Genomic DNA, 15,823 nt, shown 5'->3' with positions numbered 1-15,823 from the left:
TCAGCTGCCGTCCATGGCGGGTTCGGGCAGCGGGCCGGTCCGCCGGTCGCCGCGCACCGCCTTGAGCACCAGTTCGGCGCTGATCAGGCACATGGGCACGCCGACTCCCGGACGTACCGAACTGCCCGCGTAGAGCAGCCCCTGCACCTGCCGGCTGCGGATGCCCGGGCGCAGGAAGGCACTTTGCCGCAGGGTGTGGGCGGCGCCGAGCGCGCTGCCCCGCCACGCATTGACGTCCTGTTCGAAGTCGGCCGGACCGTAGGTCCGCCGGGTGGTGATGCGCGCGCGGAGGTCGGTTTCCCCGGACCAGGCGGCCAGTTGGTCGATGGCCGCATCGGCCACGGCCTCCACCCGCGCGGACCCGGTTCCGTGGGGGCCGCCGGCACCCCATTGCGGCAGCGCCGGCGCGGGGACCAGGATGAACAGGTTCTCGGAGCCGGCGGGCGCCACGCCGGGGTCGGTGGCGCTGGGCCGGCAGACGTAGATGGAGGTTTCCGGGGACAGGTCGTTTCCGGCGCGGATGCGCCCGAAGTTGTCCTTCCAGTCTGCGGTGAACAACAGGTTGTGGTGGGCCAGACGCTCCAGCGGCCCGCGCACACCCAGGCAGACGAGGACCGCGCTGGGCCCGGGATCGCGGCGGGACCACACGCGTTCGGGGTGTGTTTGGCGCTTGCGCGGAAGCAACGTCGTCTCCACGTGGTGCAGGTCGGCGGCCGCCACCACGACGTCGGCGGGAACCACATGCGCCGCCCCGGTGGCGTCGGCATACCCCACCGACCGGACGGCAGACCTGCGCCGGGAAACCTGCGCTGGCCAGCGGCCGGGTGCCGGTGCATCGGCGGTCTCGATGTGCGTCACCGTGGACGAGGTGCGGATCTCGGCGCCGGCGGCGCGTGCGGTGCGGGCCAGGGCATCGACCACCGCGGCGAATCCGCCCTGGGGGTACAGCACCCCGTCGGCCAGATCCAGATGGCTCATGAGGTGGTACATCGCCGGCGCCCGGTAGGGGTCGGTGCCGAGGAAGACGGCCGGATACCCCAAGAGCTGGCGCTGGCGCGGATCGCGGAAGCGCCGGCCGATGAAGCGGGCCAAGGGGGTGCCGAGCAGGCCGGCCAGGCGCAGGCCGCGCCGCAGCACCTGCGGATGCAGCAGGCCTCGCTTGTCCTGGAAATCGTCGTAGAGGAAATGCTCCTTGGCCATCTGGTAGGTCTGGGCCGCCGAGTCGAGGTAGGACCCGAGCCGCTCTCCGGAGCCGGGGTCCATCGCCTCGAAGACGGACGTGGCCGCGGCCCGGCCCGAATGGACGTCGATCGGCGCGGCGTGGCCCTGGAACCAGGTCCGGTAGGCCGGGGCGAGAGGGACCAGGTCCAGCTGCTCGGCGGCACTGGTGCCCATCAGGCGGAACCAATGGTCGATGACCTCCGGCATGAGGTACCAGGAGGGGCCCGTGTCGAAGCTGAACCCGTCGGCGGCATACCGGCCGGCCCGCCCGCCGAGTCCGCTGGAGCGCTCCAGCAGCGTGACCTCGTGGCCGTCCCTGGCCAGCAGTCCGGCGCTGGCCAGCCCCGCGATGCCGCCCCCGACCACCGTGATGCGCGCCATCAGGCGCTCCGGTCCTGGCGCACCGGGAAGGACGTGGCCACCCGTAGGAGGACGGCTGCCTTGCCGGGGCCGCTGACGCGGACCCGGCGCCGGAGCAATTCCCGCGCCGGGACGGCATCCAGCCGGTCCACCAGAGCCGCGAACAGCCCATGGGCCAGCGACACCGCCCGTCGGGCCCCGGGCGCCAGCAGCGGGAAGGCGGTCTCGGCCACGGCCAGCTCGCTGCGGATCTGCGCGATCACGGTGCTCTTGGCCGCGTCGTCGAACGCCGAACCGGCCGAGGTCTCCAGGTACTGCCGCCCCAGCTCGTCGCGGTCCGCCGCCAGGTCGCGCAGGAAGTTGACCTTTTGGAAGGCCGACCCGAGGCTGCGTGCGGCGGCTTCCAATTCGCCGTCGTGCCCTGCCGTTGCACCGGGCATGGAGCGGAATACCCGCAGGCACATGAGCCCCACGACCTCGGCGGAACCGTAGATGTATCCCTCCAGCGAGGCATCATCATGCTGGGCCACCGTCAGGTCGGCCCGCATGGAGTCGAAGAAGGGGCGCGTCAGGTCGGTGGAAATGCCGTGGCGCCGGGCAGTGACGGCGAACGCGTGCACCACCATGTTCGTGCTGTAGCCGACCTCCAGGGCGCTTTCCACCTCGTGTTCCATGCGCTGGAGTTGGGCGGCCACGGCGTGGGCATCCAGCCCGGCCTCCGCCGCGGCCCCGTCGACCGCCTCGTCGGCGACCCGGACCATGGCATAGATGTTCTCCACGTCCTGCCGTGCGGCCGGGCCCAGGAGCCGGCAGGCCAGCCCAAAGGAGGTCGAATACCGGGAGATCACGACGCCGGCGCTGCGGCTGGCGGCATCGCTGTACCGGGGCAAGGGGCGGAGGGGAAGGGTCATTTGGTGCGCTCCAGAACGAGGGTGCAGACGGCGGCGAGGTCGTGGACGAGCCGGGGGGACGGGGCGACGTCCTCCGCGTCGGCGAGTGCGTGGCGCACGAGGCGGTGGGCCAGCCGCCGTGCCGCCTCTTCGGCCCCGGCGGCGCGCAGGGCCGCCCGGACGTCCTCGAGGCCCGCCTCGCCGCGGTGGTAGGCGCGGTGTGCTGCGAGGTAGGCGTCGTCGGTGGCCGCAAAGGCCCCCAGGATGGTGCGCTTGTCCGAGAGCAGATCCGAGTCGATGGACTTGCCGGTCAGCTCGGGATCACCGAAGGTGCCCAGCACGTCGTCGATGACCTGGTAGGCGATGCCGATGGTTTGGCCGATCGACCCCAGGCGGTCAGCGTCCTCGGCGGTGCTGCCGGCCAGCAGGGCCCCGGCGCGCAGGGGGGCCTCGAAGGAGTAGGAGGCGGTCTTCAGCCGCTCCATGTCCAGCACCTGGTCCACGCTGATGTCGGAGTCCTCGTAGGAGAAGACCAGATCGTCGAGTTCCCCGGCGGCGGCGGCCAGGACGGCGGCATGCATCACTTCCAGGACCGCCTCGGTGGTGCCCGTGGCCGCCCCGGCGCGCGCCGCCAACCGGATCGATCCGGCCAGCAGGACATCGCCGCCGATCAGCGCCGCCGAATTGCCAACGTGGTGTGCCGTGTCCTCGTGCAGGCCCGCGGCCAGGGCGTCGGCGCGATAGCGGGCACCCAGTGTGGGGCGGCCGCGGCGGACCAGGTCGCGGTCGATCACGTCGTCGTGGATCAGCAAGGAGGCGTGCAGCATCTCGAAGGCGGCGCCGAGCGTTGCGACGGCGGCCGCATCGCTGCCGCCGAAGGCGCGGTAGGAGAGATGGACCAGGTGGGGCCGGGTGAGTTTCCCGCCGGCCAGGCTCTCCGCGAGGCGGTCCCAGAGCCGGCTGAAGCGGCTCGTGTCATGGCCGGCGTATCCGAGGGCGGACGCTGCCTCGGCGGCCAGGACCGCGCGCACCGCGGAGCGGTACGCCTGCTCCTCAGGCGGCGCCGCCACCGGGGGGACGGCGGTCGCGGATTGGCGGTTCATCTCGAGGTCCCTTCGGCGGCTGCGGTCATGGAATCGATGCGGTCCTGCATGGATGCCACCACCCCGTCCAGGTAGGCGACCACGGCATCTTGTCCTGCCTCGTCCATGCCCTTGACCAGGGAATCCGTGGTCAGGATCATGGGCATGAGCTGGGCCATCGCCTCGCGGATGGAGGACTCCGTCGGCTCGACGACGATGCGCCGGCGGTCCGAGGGGTGGGGGACACGGCGGACATGGCCTGCCTGCACCAGGCGGTCGATCACGCTGGTGACCGCCGCCGTCGTCAGGTGGAGCTGGGTGGCCAACGCGGACGGACTGAGCGGCCCGGTCTGGAGGAGGTGCTGCATCGCCTGGAAATCGGTGTCGTTGGTCTTCAGGTGGACGCGCATCCGGTATTCGACCGTGTCGTTGAGCACCAGGATCTTGCGCAGCAGGACCGACGCTGGGTGCATCGGGGGCCGTCCTCTGCCGGAGGGGATGCTGTCTGCCATTTTGTCCACCCCAATATTGATAATCAGATAATCTAGCTACATACTGATCCACAGACGCTCAAAAGTCGAGTCGACATCGGTTCCGATCGAAAAGGCAGGGAATGGCGACCATGGTCAACACCAGTCAACCGGGTAGCAAGGACACCAAACCGCCACTCCTCAGCCCGTGGATCTATGCGGCCACGGTGGCGGTGGCCGTCATCGGGGCCTTCCTGGGCAGTGGGGCACTGGGCGGAACCCCGATCCAGGACGCCGCCGATGGCTGGCTGTCCGCGGACGGTACCGTGCTCGCTCCCGCCGCGGGGGCCTTCTCCATCTGGAGCGTCATCTACACGGGCCTGGTCGTCCATGCGGTGATCCAGCTGCTGCCCGCCTGGCGGGGATCGGCCCTCCAGCAACGGATCCGGCCATGGGCAGCCGCCTCGGCGCTGCTGAACGCCGCGTGGATCTGGGTGGTGCAGTGGGGCCAGCTCCTGCTCAGCGTCGTCGTCATCGCCATCCTCCTGGCGGTTCTGGCGCGGACCTTCATCCTGTTGCTGCGCACCCCGGCGACCGGGCGGACGGAACGGATGGTCGTCGGCATCACCTTCGGCCTGTACCTCGGCTGGGTCAGCGTGGCCACGGTCGCCAATGCCTCGGCGGTGCTGGCTTCCTGGGGAGCGCGGGCCTCCGACGGCACGACTGCGGTCGTGGCCGCCGCCGTGCTGGCCGTCGCGGCGGCGATCGGCATCACCTTGGCCGCGTCCAGTGGTGGCCGCCTGGCACCGGCGGCTGCCCTGGCCTGGGGATTGGCGTGGATCGCCGTCGGCCGGCTGGACGGCGGCATGCAGTCCGTCCCGGTGGCCTGGGCTGCCGGTGCCGCCGCGCTGCTGGTGGTCGCCGCAACGCTGCTGTACCGCATCCGCGAAGCCCGGGTGCCGCGCCACCAGCCGGCCGGCCACCCCGAGGAAGGCACCCGATGAGCCGCGTCGCGGTGGCCGGGGCCACCGGCTACGTCGGCGGACGGCTGGTACCGCGCCTGCTCGAGGCCGGCCATGAGGTCCGCGTCCTGACCCGCAGCCCGGACAAGCTCCGCGATGTGCCCTGGGGTCCACGGGTCGACGTCGTGGAGGGCACCCTGGAGGAGGAATCCGCCGCTCGGGCACTCGTGGAGGACATCGACGTCGTCTACTATCTTGTCCACTCCATGGGCGGACCCGGGGACTTCGAGCGCACCGAACGGCTGTGCGCCCTGCAGCTCGGGGCAGCTGCCCGCGAGGCCGGTGTCGGGCGGATCGTCTACCTTTCGGGACTGCACCCCGAGGGGGAGCTGAGCCGCCACCTGGCCTCCCGGACCGAGGTCGGGCGCATCCTGGGGCATTCGGGCGTCCCCACGCTCGTGCTGCAGGCGGGACTGCTCATCGGCTCCGGTTCGGCGAGCTTCGAGATGATCCGCCACCTCACCGATGTCCTGCCGGTGATGCCGGCGCCGCACTGGGTGCTGAACCGGATCCAGCCGATCGCCGTGCGCGATGCCCTGCACTACCTGCTGGCGGCCGTGGACCTGCCCGCCGGCAGCGCCGGGACGTATGACATCGGGGGACCCGACGTGCTGACCTATGCGCAGATGATGCGCGGCTACGCCACAGCAGCCGGGCTGCGCCCCCCGGTGGTGCTGGCCCTGCCGGTGCTCACGCCCTGGCTGGCGGGCCAATGGGTCAATCTGGTGACGCCGATCCCGCGGGGGCTCGCCCTGCCGCTGGTCGAGTCGCTGCAGCATGACTGCGTCATGCGCGACCGGTCCATCGACGGCCTCATCCCGCCGCCGGCCGCCGGGTTGACCGGATACGGGCGCTCGGTCGAGCTCGCGCTGCTGAAAATCGAGGCGGATGCCGTCGAAACGTCCTGGGCCACCTCGCGGGGGTCCGATGAGCCCGCAGAACCCCTGCCCAGCGATCCCGACTGGGCCGGGCGCACCGTCTTCACCGATGCCCGGGAGCGAAAAACGGCGGCCACCCCCGACCGGGTCTGGGCGGTCATCGAGGGGATCGGCGGGGACAACGGCTGGTATTCAATGCCCTTGGCGTGGTCGGTGCGCGGGTGGATGGACAAGCTCGGCGGCGGTGTCGGGTTGCGCCGGGGGAGGCGCAGCAAGAGCAGCCTGCAGCTCAACGACGTCGTCGACTGGTGGCGCGTTGAGGCCCTGGAACCCGGGAGGTTGCTGAGGTTGCGGGCCGAGATGCTGGCCCCGGGGGGAGCCTGGCTGGAGTTGCGGGTCGACCCCGAGGGCGACGGCAGCATCTACCGCCAGCGGGCGATCTTCTTCCCGCGCGGCCTGGCCGGACGGCTCTACTGGCTGGCCGTGCTGCCGTTCCACGGGATCATCTTCCGCAGCATGGCCGAACGCATTACCGCAGAGGCCCAGGACGGCTAATCCCGGCCGGACAGAAGCCCCGTCGTCCGGTAGGGAATGACCTCACGCAGGAACATCGTCGTCGAGGTGCGGGTGATCCCCGGGCAGAACCGGATGACCTCGCTGACCCGATACAGGTCGTCCGGGTCCGAGGCCACCACCCGGATGAGCAGATCGGTATCGCCTGCGGGCGCAAAGCACTCGAGCACCTCGGGGATCTCGCTCAGGGCCGCGATCGCCTCGTCGAGCATCGACTGGTCCAGCTCCGCCGACACCGAGGCGGCCACGCCGCGGCCGAGCGCCGCCGGGGTGACGCGGCTGCTGTTGGGTCGAAGGGCGCCGGACGCGGCGAGCTTCTCGAGGCGCGACTGGACGGTGCCGCGGGCCAGGCCCAGGCGCTGGGCCAGCATCATGATCGGGATCCGTGGGTCCTGGTCCATGGCGGCCAGGATGCGGCGGTCCGTGGCGTCGAGTTGGTATGACTCGGGTGTCACCCGGGGCTCCTTTGCTGGGGTCTGGCGGAGGGGGCGATCCCCCCGGTCAATGTGATCAAACGCGTGCGATAACCAATGCCCAGAATAGTCATTTTGACCAACGCGTCGCAAGCGTGTTGCACGTTATGACCGGTTGATGGTCTATTGGGCGCAGGAACTGAACAATGTCACCCTCATTGGGATGTCAGGTTGACGGATCGACGGCGAGACCCCCGCCGTCGGGACGGCAGGCCCACGAGGCCCGCAACCGGTAGCCAGCTACGAGTATGGCCCGCGGATTCCCCGGATGTGGAATCCCGCGGGCCTTCGTGACTTAACCGTCCCGCCCGGCGCCATGTTGTCCCCATGGACAGCGAACGACTGGAAACGAGCGCCAACTCGGGCTAACTTCGTCGTATGAGATTCATGCGCCTGGAGGACGTCGCCGAGGAGCTGAGCGTCAACATGCCCCAGGTGCGTTCACTGGTGCGCAGCGGCGAACTTCCCGCCATCAAGGTGGGTGGCCGTGGCGTCTGGCGGGTGGAACGCACCGAGCTGGAGGCCTACATCGACCGCCAGTACACGGCGACCCGCGAGGGGCTCAAGCAGGACGACGGCGGACGCTGACTCCATGGTGGCCACCGTGCGGATCCCCGACTCCATCCAGACGCCCGAGGTCCTGATCGACCTCGATGTCCTGCAGCACAACATCACCTCGCTGGCCCACGCGGTATCGGCCCGGGGGCAACGGCTGCGTCCCCATGCCAAAACGCACAAGATGCAGCAGATCGCCGACCTGCAGCTGGCCGCCGGGGCCTGCGGGCTCACCGTCGCCACGGTGGGGGAGGCGGAGGTCTTCGCCGAAAAGGGCGTACGCGACCTGTTCATCGCCTACCCCCTATGGGTCGGCGGCCCGATGGCGCGGCGGCTGACGGCCCTGGCCGGGAGGACCGCGCTGCGTGTCGGCATCGACTCCGTTGAAGGCGCCCGCAACCTGGCCGCGCAGCTGGGGCCCAACCAGGGGGCCCTGGGGGTGATGGTCGAGCTCGACAGCGGGCACGGCCGCAGCGGGGCGGTTCCCGGCGCTGCCGTGGAGATCGCCCAGGCGGCACGGGCCGCCGGGCTCCGCGTTGCCGGGCTCTTCACCTTCCCGGGGCACAGCTACGGCCCGGGCGCCTCGGCCGGAGCCGTGGCCGACGAATCCCGGGTCCTGGAAGGGGCTGCGCGGGACCTGCGCGCAACCGGTTTTGGGGACCTCGAACTCAGCGGCGGATCCACGCCCACGGCCCACGCCGCCACCGCGGGGGTGGCGACCGAGGTCAGGCCCGGCGTCTACGTCTTCAACGATGCCCAGCAACTGGAAATGGGGCACTGCGGGTTCGCCGACATCGCCCTGACGGTGGCGTCAACGGTCGTGTCGCGCCGCCCGGACCCGCGCGGGGGTGGCCGCGTGGTGCTGGACGCCGGGAGCAAGGTCCTCGGCGGGGACCGCCCGGCCTGGGCCAGTGGTTTCGCCCGCATCCTCGGCCACCCCGACGCCCGGGTGACCGCCCTGTCCGAACACCATGGCACCGTGGAATTCCCCGAGGGCGCGCGGCTCCCCAGGCACGGGGAAAAGCTGCAGGTCATTCCGAACCATGTCTGCCTGGTGCCGAACCTCGTGGACGCGGTGACGGTGGTCCGGCAGGGCCGTGGCGGCGACGGCCTCCACGGCGCGTACAGCATCGTCGACCGCTGGTCCGTGGCCGCCCGGGGGTGCAACAGCTGAGACGCCCGCCACCAGTTTTGTGCTGGGGGCTTGAAGTGCGTTAAGCTGTCGCACGTGGTACCGCGGGTGGCGACATCCGCGCGGGGCTTTAGCTCAGTTGGTAGAGCGTTTCGTTCGCAATGAAAAGGTCAGGGGTTCGATTCCCCTAAGCTCCACACGATCCGAGTCCACAAGGGGCCAACGCCTCGACTGGGCTCGTTTTTTCTTTCAGGCAGCGACCGCCCACCCGGGCGGTTGATGCCCCATTGGGGGACACCGGAACCGGCTGCAAAGCGGGGGGACAAACCATCATTTGCCCATCGGTTCGCCCGCAGTGGAATTTTCCGCGAAACGCGCCCGTCTGTCCTATCCTTGCGGGGCATACATCAACAACATGAGGAGCACAACCATGGCCCAGGACTACGACGAAGCCCGCCCCGACGTCGCTGAGCGCAGCGAGGAAACCCTCAAGCGCGTCAAGGAGATGGATGCCCCCAACGCCCGCACCGTCACCGAAGAGCTTGACGAAGGCGAGGCCCTCGACGGCCCCGAACTTCCCGGCGCCATCGTCGACGACGAGCTGGTGGTCCGTGTGCTGCCCCAGGCCGCCGACGAATTTACCTGCGGCTCCTGCTTCCTGGTCCGCCACCGCTCCCAGCTGGCCCGCGAAAAGGACGGCGTGAAGTTCTGCCGCGACTGCGAAGCCTAGGCACCACAGCTCCTGGGCTGGTGGCGGCCACCACCAGCCCGCCGTTCCCTGCGGCACCCGCCACATCGAACCCACACGGCGCCCCCGTTCACCGAACGCGGGCGCCGTTTGCTGTCCACCGGGGGCCGGGTGGCGATCCGGGGACGATCGCTAGGATGGACGGCAGGTGAGACGATGCTCACTCCGTCGAAGGGAGTCGACCCGGCATGCACAGCGAGGCCTACATCTACGATGCGGTGCGGACCCCACGTGGCCGCGGCCGCAAGGGGGCGTTGCAGGGAACCAAGCCCATCTCCCTGGTCACCGGGCTGATCGACGCGCTCCGCCAGCGCAATCCAGGGCTCGACGAGTCACGGATCGATGACCTGGTCCTCGGCGTTGTCACCCCGATCGGGGACCAGGGAGCGGATATCGCCCGCATCGCCGCCCTGGCCGCCGGCCTGCCGGATACCGTGGGCGGTTTCCAGCTCAACCGCTTCTGCGCCTCCGGCCTGGAAGCCACCAACCTGGCCGCCGCCAAGATCCGCTCCGGATGGGAACACCTGGTCATCGCCGGCGGCGTCGAATCCATGTCCCGGGTCCCCATCGGCACCGACGGCGGCGCCTGGGCCTTCGACCCGGCCACCAGTTTCGACACCTCCTACGTCCCACAGGGCATCAGCGCCGACCTGATCGCCACCACCGAGGGATTCACCCGCCAGGACGTGGACGCCTTCGCCGTCCGTTCCCAGCAGCGTGCCGCCGCGGCCTGGGACAACGGCCTTTTCGCCCGGTCGGTCGTCCCGGTCCGTGACCAGAACGGGCTGGTGGTCCTGGACCACGACGAGCACATCCGCCGGGGCACCACCGTCGAGACCCTGGGAGCCATCCGCCCCGCCTTCGCCCGCATGGGCCAGGAGGGCGGATTCGACGCCGTCGCCTTGGAGAAATACCACTGGGTGGAGGGCATCGACCACGTCCACACCGGGGGCAACTCCTCGGGCATCGTCGACGGGGCCGCCCTGGTCCTGGTCGGCTCCGAATCCATCGGCCGCGACCTCGGCCTGCAACCCCGGGCCCGGATCGCCGCCGCGGCCGTCTCCGGGGCCGACCCGACCATCATGCTCACCGGCCCCACGCCGGCCACCCGCAAGCTGCTCGCCACCGCAGGTCTCACCCCCGCCGACATCGACCTGTGGGAAATCAACGAGGCCTTCGCCGCCGTCGCCCTGAAATACCAGCGCGACTTCGGCATCGACGACGAGAAGTTCAACGTCCATGGCGGGGCCATCGCCATGGGGCACCCGCTCGGCGCCACCGGGGCGATGATCCTGGGCACCATGGTCGACGAACTCGAACGCACCGGCCTGAACCGGGCCGTCGTCACCCTGTGCATCGGCGGCGGCATGGGCGTCGCCACCCTGATCGAACGCGTCTGACACCGGAGGATGACCATGGAAGAACACAACATCATCCGCGAGGAGATGCACGACGCCGGAATCCTCACCTGGATCCTCGACACCCCCGGCTCCCCGGTGAACCTGCTCGATGCGGCGTTCGTGGCAGCCCTGGAACGGAGGCTGGATGGCGTCGAATCCCGACGCGCCCAGGACCCGGAATCCGTGAAGGGCATCATCCTCACCTCCGCGAAGGAGAGCTTCTGCGCCAGCGCCGATCTGGAGACCATGGCCGCGGCGACGACCGCCGACGCCCAGGAGGTCCATGACCTGGCCCTCGGCTTGGGCACCCAGTTCCGTCGATTGGAGACCCAGGGGGTCCCGGTCGTCGCCGCGCTGAACGGCTCCGCACTCGGCGGCGGCCTGGGCCTGGCGCTCGCGACCCACCATCGCATCGCCGTCGATATTCCGGGCATCCGCTTCGGCCTGCCTGAGGTGGACTTCGGCATCTGCCCGGCAGCTGGAGGGGTACTGCGCACGGTCCGCCTGTTGGGTATCGAGCGTTCCCTCGATGAACTGCTGCTCAGCGCCGCCATCATGGGCACGGGGGATGCCATGCAGCGGGGGATCGTCGACGAATCGGTCGAGGACGAGGAGGACCTGTTGCCGACGGCCCGGCAGTGGATCCTGGACCATCCCGACGCCGTCCAGCCCTGGGATGCCGACGGCTACGAGTTCCCCGGGGGAGCGCCCCGGATTCCCACCCCGGCGGGACCGAATCCCCTCACGGCTGTCCTGCAGTTCCTGCCGGCACGCCTCCGCAGCCGGCTCGATGCCCTGCACAACCCGGCACCCCGGGCCATCCTGGCCGCTGCAGTGGAAGGGGCCCAGGTGGACCTCGACACGGCGGCCCTCATCGAAGCGCGCTATTTCACGCAAACGGTCATCTCCCCGGTCTGCAGCGCGATGATCGGCCTGCGCCACACCGACCGCAAGTCGGCCGGACCGCAGGCCATGGACGCGACCACCGGGGCCGTTCCCGACACGGCCACCGCCGCCGCCGGGGAATCCACGCCCGGCGTGCACGCGGACACCGCGGAGGTCCGCGATGACGAAGCACTGGATCCCACACGTCGTGCCGGCCCGGACGCGGCCCGACAGATGGTCGCCGACCTGGCCGAGGCGGCCCGCACCGCGGCGAGGGAGCTCGTCACCGAGGGGATGAGCGATATCTCCGTCAGCCGCGCGGCCGAACAGGCCGGCCTGTCCTCTTCGCTGTTCCAGGCCATCGAGGAGGCAGCCCGGGAAACGGCCCAAAGGGGTGCCGACGGGCCACTCGACGCCGGGCAGTGGCCACCGCTGGACACCGTCGATGCCCAGCGGCGCCTGCTCTCGGCCATCGCCGATGCCGGCCGCCGGCACCTGGCCGACCGGGACCCGGCGGCGGCGGCCCTGCTCAATATCGCCTCGGTCGACGGTGCCGGCTACCCGGCGTGGACCGGCGGCATCGCCCGCTGGAGCGGAGCCTAGAGCTCCTGCGCCGAGGGCGTCTTCAGCCAGACAGCCGTCTCGGAGGGAAGGCGGCCTTCCCCCACGGGGGAACTGGCGATGAGCACCTCGCCTGCGGGCAAAGGCGCGTCCCGGGTGCCGAAGTTCGCCACGACGCTCCAACCGCCTGGACGGACGTAATGCAGGACCGTCTCGTCGCTGTCGATCCACTCCAATGACTCGACGGTCTGCAGGTCCTTCCTCAGTGCCAGCGCCTGGCGGTAGAACGCCAGGGTCGACGTCGTGTCGTCTTCCTCGGCCTCGACCGAGAAATCGGAGAACCACCCGGGCTGGGGCAGGTGTGCCCCGGTGGCCCCGAACCCAAACGAGGGACCTGACCGTTTCCAGGGCAGGGGCACCCGGCAACCGTCCCGGCCCACATCCACTCCCGGATTCCTGAAGAAGGAAGGATCCTGGCGTTCGGCATCCGGGATGTCGGCGACTTCCTGCAGACCCAGCTCCTCTCCCTGGTACAGGTAGGCGGAACCCGGCAGGCCCAGCATGAGCAAGGTCGCGGCCCGTGCCCGCCGCAGCCCGCCCTCGATATCGAGAACGGGGGCAGTGCCACCGGTGAGCAGCCAGGAGGCCCCTTGCTTTTCGGTGGAGGAGCCACGCGGCGGGAGGGCATAGCGCGTTGCATGGCGGACGACGTCGTGGTTGGAGAAGACCCACGTTGTCGAGGATCCGGTCCGCGCTGACTGGGCCAGGTTGGAGGTGATGATGCCACGGAAGCTGGCGGCATCGAAGTCGGCCTCCAGCAGGTCGAAGTTGAACGCCTGCCCCAGGCCGTCGATGCTGGCGTAGCGATGCCGGCGGTCGGGGGTGGCGACCCATGCCTCCGCTACCGCGGTGCGCGGCGGGGAGTATTCATTGAAGACGGAACGCCACTCGGCATAGATCTCGTGGACTTCATCGCGATCCCAGAGGGGGTGCTGGCCCGTGGTCGCGTCCAGGGCATCCAGTTCGGCTTGGGAGGGAAGGACCTCGGGGAGTTCCTTGGCACAACCGTGGGCGACATCGACACGGAATCCATCGACGCCGCGATCGGACCAGAAGCGCAGGGTCTTCAGGAAGTCCTCCCGCACCTCGGGGTTCTTCCAGTTCAGGTCGGGTTGCTCGGTGGCGAAGTAGTGGAGGTACCACTGGCCGTCGCCCACCGGTTCCCAGGCCGGCCCACCGAAGGCCGATACCCAATCGGCCGGGGGTAGGCTGCCGTCGACACCGAGGCCGTCACGGAAGATGTAGCGATTGCGTGCGCTCGAACCCCGCGGGGAGGCCAGGGCCTCCCGGAACCATTCATGACGGTCCGAGGTGTGGTTGGGGACGATGTCCACGATCAGCTTGATGTTTGCGGCGTGCAACGCGGAGGTCATGCTGTCGAAGTCGGCCAGCGTTCCCAACCGGGGATCCACGTCACGGTAGTCGTCCACGTCGTACCCGCCATCGGCGAGTGCCGAGGGGTAGAAGGGACTCAGCCATACGGCGTCGATGCCCAGATCGCGGAGGTAGCCGATGCGTTCGGTGATCCCGGCGAGGTCCCCGATGCCGTCGCCGTTCGCGTCGGCGAAGCTGCGCGGATAGATCTGGTAGACGGCGGCCTGGCGCCACCACGATCCGGGGTCGCCGGTCGCGGGTCGGTCACGGGGGTCGGTCAAGGTATCGGTCATGGGGGTTTCCTTCTTTCGGTGGCTGGTTGGGGGGATTACTTGATGGCGCCTTGGGTGACTCCGGAGAGGACCCAGCGTTGGGTAAAGAGGTAGACCACGATGGCCGGGGCCATGGCCATGAGGTAGGAGGCGAAGGCGACGTTGTAGTTGTTGCTGAACTGGGTCTGGAAGATGCTCTGCAGCACGGGCAGGGTCTGCAGCGATGGGTCGGAGGTGATCAGGAACGGCATCATGAAGTCGTTCCAGGAGGCCAGGAACGCGAAGATGCCCACGGTGGCGCTCATGGGCGCCAGCAGGGGGAAGAGGAGCTTCCAGAAGACCTGCCACGTGTTGGCCCCATCGAGGCGTGCGCTTTCCTCCAGTTCCTCGGGCAGCGAGCGCAGGAACGCAGTGAACAGCAGCACGCTGAACGAGAGCTGGAACATGACGTGCAGCAGCGCAACGCCCACCGGGTTGTCCAACCCCGCTATCCCCGTCAACTTGATCTGTGCCAGCGCCACCACCGGGAAGGGCAGGAACATGGCCGCCAGGAGGTAGAAGAAGGACCACCTGAAGAGCCGACGGCCCCAATTGCGCACGATGGCATAGGAAGCCAGGGACGCGAGCAGGATCGTGGCGGCCACGGTGGCTGCACTGACCGCCGCCGAGATGAGGAATCCGTGGGCGAAACCGGTGAGCTGCCAGGCTTCGGCAAAACCCGAGAAGTCGAGGGGTGCGGGGAGGGAGAAGGCATTGCCGTCCACCGCCTGCCGCGTGCTCTTCAGGGACATCACGACCGTGACGTAGAGCGGGAGGAAGACTGTCAGGGACCCGGAGATCAGCAGGAGCGTGGCCGGCCAGTTGGCATGTGGGGAGCGACGGGCTCCACGACGTGGGGTCTGTGGGACAGGGGGGATGCCGATGCCGTTCACAGTGCCGCCTTTCCGCGAGTCAAGCGCAATTGGAGCAGGGCCAGGACCACGGCGATGGCGAAGAAGACGGTGGCGTTGGCCATTTGGTAGGCGTAGTCGCCCCCGTCGAAGCCCGAGAAGATCCGCATCGCGATGCTGTAGGTGGCCGTCCCCGGCCCTCCATCTGTCAGCCCGACGATGATGTCGTAGGCGTTCAGGAAGTTCTTGAAGCCGATGATGGTGTTGATCATCAGGTAGCCGGCGATCAGCGGAAGGGTGATGCCCCGGAAGCGCTGCCATGCCGAGGCACCGTCGATCGAGGCTGCCTCGTAGATGTCGCCGGGGATCGCCAGCAGACCTGCCATGAAGACCAGCATGGAGGACGGGATGGCCTGCCATGCGGTGACGACGACGATGCCGGTCCGCGCCAGGTCGGGCTTGGTCAGGATGCTCGCGGACAGGACCTTGCTGCCCAGCGCCTCCCCGAGCGCCGGCAGCGAGTTGTAGAAGAGGAACTGGAAGACGTATGCGATGATGATCCCGGAGACCACCATGGGGACGACGTAGACGGCTCTCAGGGCCGCCTTGAACTTGATCTTCGCGGTCAGCCCGATGGCCAGGGCCAGGGAGAGGGCATTGACCAGGAGCACGGTGACGAGTGAAAAGCCCAAGGTGAACGCATACGCGGAGAGGATCGATGGGTCCGAAAACAATGCGAGGTAGTTGTTCAGGCCAACGAACTCGAAGTCCCCGAACCCGATGGAGTTGGTGAAGCTGTAGACGATGCCCATCACCGCCGGGACGGTGACGGCCAGCGTGAACACCAGCAGGGTCGGGATGAGGAACAGGTAGAAGGTGGGGTCGACGCGCCGTTTTCGCCTGGGGCGCGGGGGATCCTGCGCCGGAGGGGACAACGGGCCGGGAGTCGGTCGGGGCGTGGACCGGGGATATATCGA

At 69.3% G+C, this 15,823-nt stretch carries 15 protein-coding genes and 1 tRNA gene; 8 read left to right on the top strand and 8 right to left on the bottom strand.

Translation table 11 applies throughout. The annotated features are described in order from the left end of the window. The 4 genes from crtI to ACN0TP_RS08125 are packed head-to-tail and all read right to left on the bottom strand — an operon-like array spanning position 1 to position 4,026. Positions 1–1,602, bottom strand: a complete 1,602-nt coding sequence (crtI, locus tag ACN0TP_RS08140; RefSeq protein WP_417218346.1) for a phytoene desaturase family protein — start codon at positions 1,600–1,602, stop codon at positions 1–3. Then, the gene (locus ACN0TP_RS08135) at positions 1,602–2,492 is read right to left on the bottom strand and encodes a phytoene/squalene synthase family protein (protein WP_417218345.1); all 891 of its coding nucleotides are present in this window, start codon (positions 2,490–2,492) and stop codon (positions 1,602–1,604) included. The genes crtI and ACN0TP_RS08135 overlap by 1 nt, the downstream gene beginning before the upstream one ends. Beyond that, entirely contained in the window at positions 2,489–3,574 is a 1,086-nt protein-coding gene (locus ACN0TP_RS08130) for a polyprenyl synthetase family protein (RefSeq protein ID WP_417218344.1), read from the bottom strand. The genes ACN0TP_RS08135 and ACN0TP_RS08130 overlap by 4 nt, the downstream gene beginning before the upstream one ends. Next, positions 3,571–4,026: a MarR family winged helix-turn-helix transcriptional regulator gene (locus tag ACN0TP_RS08125; RefSeq protein WP_417218343.1), complete on the bottom strand. Its 456-nt coding sequence runs from the start codon at positions 4,024–4,026 to the stop codon at positions 3,571–3,573. Before ACN0TP_RS08125 ends, ACN0TP_RS08130 begins: the two co-directional genes overlap by 4 nt. Positions 4,027–4,175: 149 nt before the next feature. Between ACN0TP_RS08125 and ACN0TP_RS08120 the strand changes: the two genes are divergently transcribed. Then, positions 4,176–5,027, top strand: coding sequence for a TspO/MBR family protein (locus ACN0TP_RS08120; protein WP_417218342.1), 852 nt, complete (start codon positions 4,176–4,178; stop codon positions 5,025–5,027). Then, complete coding sequence (locus tag ACN0TP_RS08115; RefSeq protein WP_417218341.1) at positions 5,024–6,478, top strand: SDR family oxidoreductase; 1,455 nt, start codon at positions 5,024–5,026, stop codon at positions 6,476–6,478. The genes ACN0TP_RS08120 and ACN0TP_RS08115 overlap by 4 nt, the downstream gene beginning before the upstream one ends. Here the strand turns inward: ACN0TP_RS08115 and ACN0TP_RS08110 are convergent. After that, on the bottom strand, positions 6,475–6,951 hold the full coding sequence (locus ACN0TP_RS08110; protein ID WP_417218340.1) for an Lrp/AsnC family transcriptional regulator: 477 nt from the start codon (positions 6,949–6,951) through the stop codon (positions 6,475–6,477). The genes ACN0TP_RS08115 and ACN0TP_RS08110 overlap by 4 nt on opposite strands. A 405-nt stretch (positions 6,952–7,356) precedes the next feature. Between ACN0TP_RS08110 and ACN0TP_RS08105 the strand changes: the two genes are divergently transcribed. From ACN0TP_RS08105 to ACN0TP_RS08080, 6 genes are all read left to right on the top strand, one after another. Further along, positions 7,357–7,557, top strand: coding sequence for a helix-turn-helix domain-containing protein (locus tag ACN0TP_RS08105; protein WP_417218560.1), 201 nt, complete (start codon positions 7,357–7,359; stop codon positions 7,555–7,557). A gap of 4 nt (positions 7,558–7,561) precedes the next feature. After that, positions 7,562–8,698 carry an alanine racemase gene (locus ACN0TP_RS08100; protein WP_417218339.1) on the top strand — a complete coding sequence of 379 codons (1,137 nt, stop codon included), beginning with the start codon at positions 7,562–7,564 and terminating at the stop codon, positions 8,696–8,698. Between the two features lie 82 nt (positions 8,699–8,780). After that, positions 8,781–8,853: transfer RNA gene (locus ACN0TP_RS08095), tRNA-Ala, on the top strand. 233 nt (positions 8,854–9,086) lie between these two features. Continuing rightward, the gene (locus tag ACN0TP_RS08090) at positions 9,087–9,386 is read left to right on the top strand and encodes a DUF4193 family protein (protein ID WP_417218559.1); all 300 of its coding nucleotides are present in this window, start codon (positions 9,087–9,089) and stop codon (positions 9,384–9,386) included. Positions 9,387–9,592: 206 nt separating this feature from the next. Continuing rightward, entirely contained in the window at positions 9,593–10,804 is a 1,212-nt protein-coding gene (locus ACN0TP_RS08085; protein ID WP_417218338.1) for an acetyl-CoA C-acetyltransferase, read from the top strand. Between the two features lie 15 nt (positions 10,805–10,819). Beyond that, a complete protein-coding gene (locus ACN0TP_RS08080; RefSeq protein ID WP_417218337.1) occupies positions 10,820–12,292 on the top strand; it encodes an enoyl-CoA hydratase/isomerase family protein in 1,473 nt (490 codons plus the stop codon). Here the strand turns inward: ACN0TP_RS08080 and ACN0TP_RS08075 are convergent. From ACN0TP_RS08075 to ACN0TP_RS08065, 3 genes are read right to left on the bottom strand one after another with little or no spacing between them, the layout of a single operon-like run. Next, on the bottom strand, positions 12,289–13,977 hold the full coding sequence (locus ACN0TP_RS08075; RefSeq protein WP_417218336.1) for a glycoside hydrolase family 13 protein: 1,689 nt from the start codon (positions 13,975–13,977) through the stop codon (positions 12,289–12,291). The two genes, ACN0TP_RS08080 and ACN0TP_RS08075, sit on opposite strands and share 4 nt — an antisense overlap. A gap of 35 nt (positions 13,978–14,012) precedes the next feature. Further along, positions 14,013–14,879 carry a carbohydrate ABC transporter permease gene (locus ACN0TP_RS08070; RefSeq protein ID WP_417218558.1) on the bottom strand — a complete coding sequence of 289 codons (867 nt, stop codon included), beginning with the start codon at positions 14,877–14,879 and terminating at the stop codon, positions 14,013–14,015. A gap of 5 nt (positions 14,880–14,884) precedes the next feature. Beyond that, positions 14,885–15,781, bottom strand: coding sequence for a carbohydrate ABC transporter permease (locus ACN0TP_RS08065; RefSeq protein WP_417218335.1), 897 nt, complete (start codon positions 15,779–15,781; stop codon positions 14,885–14,887). Between the last annotated feature and the right edge of the window lie 42 nt (positions 15,782–15,823).

This window comes from Arthrobacter sp., assembly GCF_048266065.1.
Lineage (GTDB): Bacteria > Actinomycetota > Actinomycetes > Actinomycetales > Micrococcaceae > Arthrobacter_H.
The sequence above is the reverse complement of the archived record's forward strand: the minus strand, read 5'-3'. Positions and strand labels throughout refer to the sequence as shown.